Source organism: Roseibium marinum (assembly GCF_002906165.1).
GTDB classification, from domain to species: domain Bacteria; phylum Pseudomonadota; class Alphaproteobacteria; order Rhizobiales; family Stappiaceae; genus Roseibium; species Roseibium marinum.
Genome location: NZ_PPCN01000024.1, coordinates 2,501 through 6,434 on the forward strand (window position 1 = coordinate 2,501; position 3,934 = coordinate 6,434).

General features: G+C 54.4%; 1 tRNA gene and 2 rRNA genes. All 3 read left to right on the forward strand.

What is annotated here, in order from left to right:
* Positions 1–518 precede the first annotated feature (518 nt).
* Positions 519–3,243 (forward strand): 23S ribosomal RNA (locus CLV41_RS27340).
* 413 nt (positions 3,244–3,656) lie between these two features.
* Positions 3,657–3,771, forward strand: a 5S ribosomal RNA gene (gene rrf, locus CLV41_RS27345).
* A gap of 86 nt (positions 3,772–3,857) precedes the next feature.
* A tRNA-Met gene (locus CLV41_RS27350) sits at positions 3,858–3,934 on the forward strand.

Here is a 3,934-nt window from a genome sequence, read left to right on the forward strand (position 1 = left end):
GACAATCCATACTCGTTTTGAAGAAGAAACCGTTTTGCGGTTGTCCACGGACGACCGCTTGTTCTTGACATCGTTGAAGAGAAGATCGACTTGACCTCTGGGGGCAACTCCAGGGTTCTGCAATCAAGCAGAGTGCCAGCGTGACCGCATGGCCGTCATATTGATCTCGTGAAACTGGTCTTAAAATATCACATCGATGATCGGTTTGCGTCAGTTCTGGTGGATATCCGGGTTTTACAAAAGGGCCCGGGTTGAAGTTGGAAGTGGTGTGAACGGTTTGCGCTGTCTGTTTTGAAGCTGGTTGGGTGCGGTAACGCGCTCAAGCAGTCGACAGACGGTAGCGCAGGCAAAGATGATCTTTTTGTGTTTGGCCTTCTGTTGGTTTTGTGTGCGGTAACGCGCTCAAGCAGCCGACAGGCGGTAGCGCAAAAGGAATTGTCTTGGAGTTGTCCGGATTGGCCGAACCGTAGGTTCGGCGCGATGGGGCACTGTTCAAGATGAGCATTGATAATGAGAGTGATCAAGTGAAAGAAGGGCATTCGGTGGATGCCTTGGCGACAAGAGGCGATGAAGGACGTGATACGCTGCGATAAGCGTCGGGGAGCTGCGAATAAGCTTTGATCCGGCGATTTCCGAATGGGGAAACCCACTCCGTATGGAGTACCCGCAAGGGAGCAAACCCGGGGAACTGAAACATCTAAGTACCCGGAGGAAAGGACATCAACCGAGACTCCGTTAGTAGTGGCGAGCGAACGCGGACCAGGCCAGTGGCTATAGATTAAGAACCGGAACCGTCTGGAAAGTCGGGCCTTAGCGGGTGATAGCCCCGTACGGGTAGAAAGATTTATAGTCCTCGAGTAGGGCGGGACACGTGAAATCCTGTCTGAACGTGGGGGGACCACCCTCCAAGCCTAAGTACTCCTTGTCGACCGATAGCGAACAAGTACCGTGAGGGAAAGGTGAAAAGTACCCCGACGAGGGGAGTGAAACAGTTCCTGAAACCGGATGCCTACAAACAGTTGGAGGGCGCAAGCCTGACAGCGTACCTTTTGTATAATGGGTCAGCGACTTAATTTAACGAGCAAGCTTAAGCCGGTAGGTGTAGGCGCAGCGAAAGCGAGTCTGAACAGGGCGTTTTAGTTCGTTGGATTAGACCCGAAACCGAGTGATCTAGCCATGGCCAGGTTGAAGGTGCGGTAACACGCACTGGAGGACCGAACCCACGCCTGTTGAAAAAGTCGGGGATGAGCTGTGGCTAGGGGTGAAAGGCCAATCAAACTCGGAAATAGCTGGTTCTCCGCGAAATCTATTTAGGTAGAGCGTCGGATGAATACTCTCGGGGGTAGAGCACTGGATGGGCTATGGGGGCTTACCGCCTTACTGATCCTAACCAAACTCCGAATACCGAGAAGTACTATCCGGCAGACACACAGTGGGTGCTAACGTCCATTGTGGAGAGGGAAACAACCCTGACCGCCAGTTAAGGTCCCTAAGTTATGGCTAAGTGGGAAAGGATGTAGAACTCCCAAAACAACCAGGATGTTGGCTTAGAAGCAGCCATCATTTAAAGAAAGCGTAACAGCTCACTGGTCTAAGTAAGGGGTTCCGCGCCGAAAATGTACCGGGGCTCAAGCCATACACCGAAACTGCGGGTGCATCTTTAGGGATGCGCGGTAGCGGAGCGTTCTGTAAGTCTGCGAAGGGATATCCGCGAGGGGTCCTGGAGATATCAGAAGTGCGAATGCTGACATGAGTAACGATAAAGAGTGTGAGAGACACTCTCGCCGAAAGTCCAAGGGTTCCTGCGCAACGCTAATCGGCGCAGGGTTAGCCGGCCCCTAAGGCGAGGCCGAAAGGCGTAGTCGATGGGAATGCAGTTAATATTCTGCAGCTTGTGGGTAGTGACGGATGCCGTGTGTTGTATCTCCTTATTGGATTGGGGGTGCAGCGAAGGTGTTCCAGGAAATAGCTCCCACGTATAAACCGTACCCGAAACCGACACAGGTGGACTGGTAGAGCATACCAAGGCGCTTGAGAGAACTATGCTGAAGGAACTCGGCAAAATGCTCCCGTAAGTTCGCGAGAAGGGAGACCTCTTTGTGGGCAACCACGAGGGGGTGGCACAGACCAGGGGGTGGCGACTGTTTATCAAAAACACAGGGCTCTGCGAAGCCGCAAGGCGACGTATAGGGTCTGACGCCTGCCCGGTGCTGGAAGGTTAAGAGGAGGTGTGCAAGCACCGAATTGAAGCCCCAGTAAACGGCGGCCGTAACTATAACGGTCCTAAGGTAGCGAAATTCCTTGTCGGGTAAGTTCCGACCTGCACGAATGGCGTAACGACTTCCCCGCTGTCTCCAGCATAGACTCAGTGAAATTGAATTCCCCGTGAAGATGCGGGGTTCCTGCGGTCAGACGGAAAGACCCCGTGCACCTTTACTACAGCTTCACACTGGTATTCGTCACGACATGTGTAGGATAGGTGGTAGACGTTGAAGCCTTGGCGCCAGCTGAGGTGGAGTCACCCTTGAAATACCACCCTTGTCGTCATGGATATCTAACCGCGGTACAACCATATCCGGGACCGTGTGTGGCGGGTAGTTTGACTGGGGCGGTCGCCTCCCAAATGGTAACGGAGGCGCGCGAAGGTGGGCTCAGAGCGGTCGGAAATCGCTCGTTGAGTGCAATGGCATAAGCCTGCCTGACTGCGAGACTGACAAGTCGAGCAGAGTCGAAAGACGGCCATAGTGATCCGGTGGTCCCTCGTGGAAGGGCCATCGCTCAACGGATAAAAGGTACGCCGGGGATAACAGGCTGATGATGCCCAAGAGTCCATATCGACGGCATTGTTTGGCACCTCGATGTCGACTCATCACATCCTGGGGCTGGAGCAGGTCCCAAGGGTTTGGCTGTTCGCCAATTAAAGTGGTACGTGAGTTGGGTTCAGAACGTCGCGAGACAGTTCGGTCCCTATCTGCCGTGGGTGTAGGAGAATTGAGAGGATCTGTCCCTAGTACGAGAGGACCGGGATGGACGTACCTCTGGTGGACCTGTTGTGGCGCCAGCCGCATTGCAGGGTAGCTATGTACGGAAGGGATAACCGCTGAAAGCATCTAAGCGGGAAACCCACCTCAAAACCAGTTCTCCCTGAAGAGCCGTGGAAGACCACCACGTCGATAGGAAGCGTGTGGACGTGCAGCAATGCATGAAGCTTAGCTTTACTAATAGCTCGTTCGGCTTGATCCTCTCATTAGTCAATGCTCATCTTTTAAAAGCGCCACAGGCGCTTTGAAAAGATCTGTTTGTTTTTGTTCTCACGGACGTACCGGTCCTTCGGACCTGTCCTGCGAACCACGCGGCCTGACCGGCCGGCGGCCGCTTGGCCTTGCCTTCGCTGCGCTCGGAACTCCCGTTCCCTCGCAACGCCGGCAAACAAGGCGGCTGAAAAACAATCAAATCAAAAATCATCGATAAGACCAGTTTGTTCTCAGCGCATCACGCTCAACACCCGCAAGGGAAAAGAGCCGAACCGAAAGGTTCGCAAGCGCGACCGCGCGTCGGCCACTATTGGCCGCGCCTGCGCAGGTTAGGGCCAAAGGCCCGCTCAACCGTGAGCACAAACAAAAAGACCAGTTCACAACAAAACTGCGCTTCGCCGGCCTGGTGGCCCCAGCGGGGAGCCCCCACCCGATCCCATCCCGAACTCGGCCGTGAAACTCCCCAGCGCCAATGGTACTGCATCTTAAGGTGTGGGAGAGTAGGTCGCCGCCAGGCCTGCTAAACGCAGTTTTGTAATCTCTCAGCGCCTTGAAGCCTATCGCTACTTGCGCGCCAATCTCTTCAACACAAACGACCTATACCGCGGGATGGAGCAGTCCGGTAGCTCGTCAGGCTCATAACCTGAAGGTCGCAGGTTCAAATCCTGCTCCCGCAACCA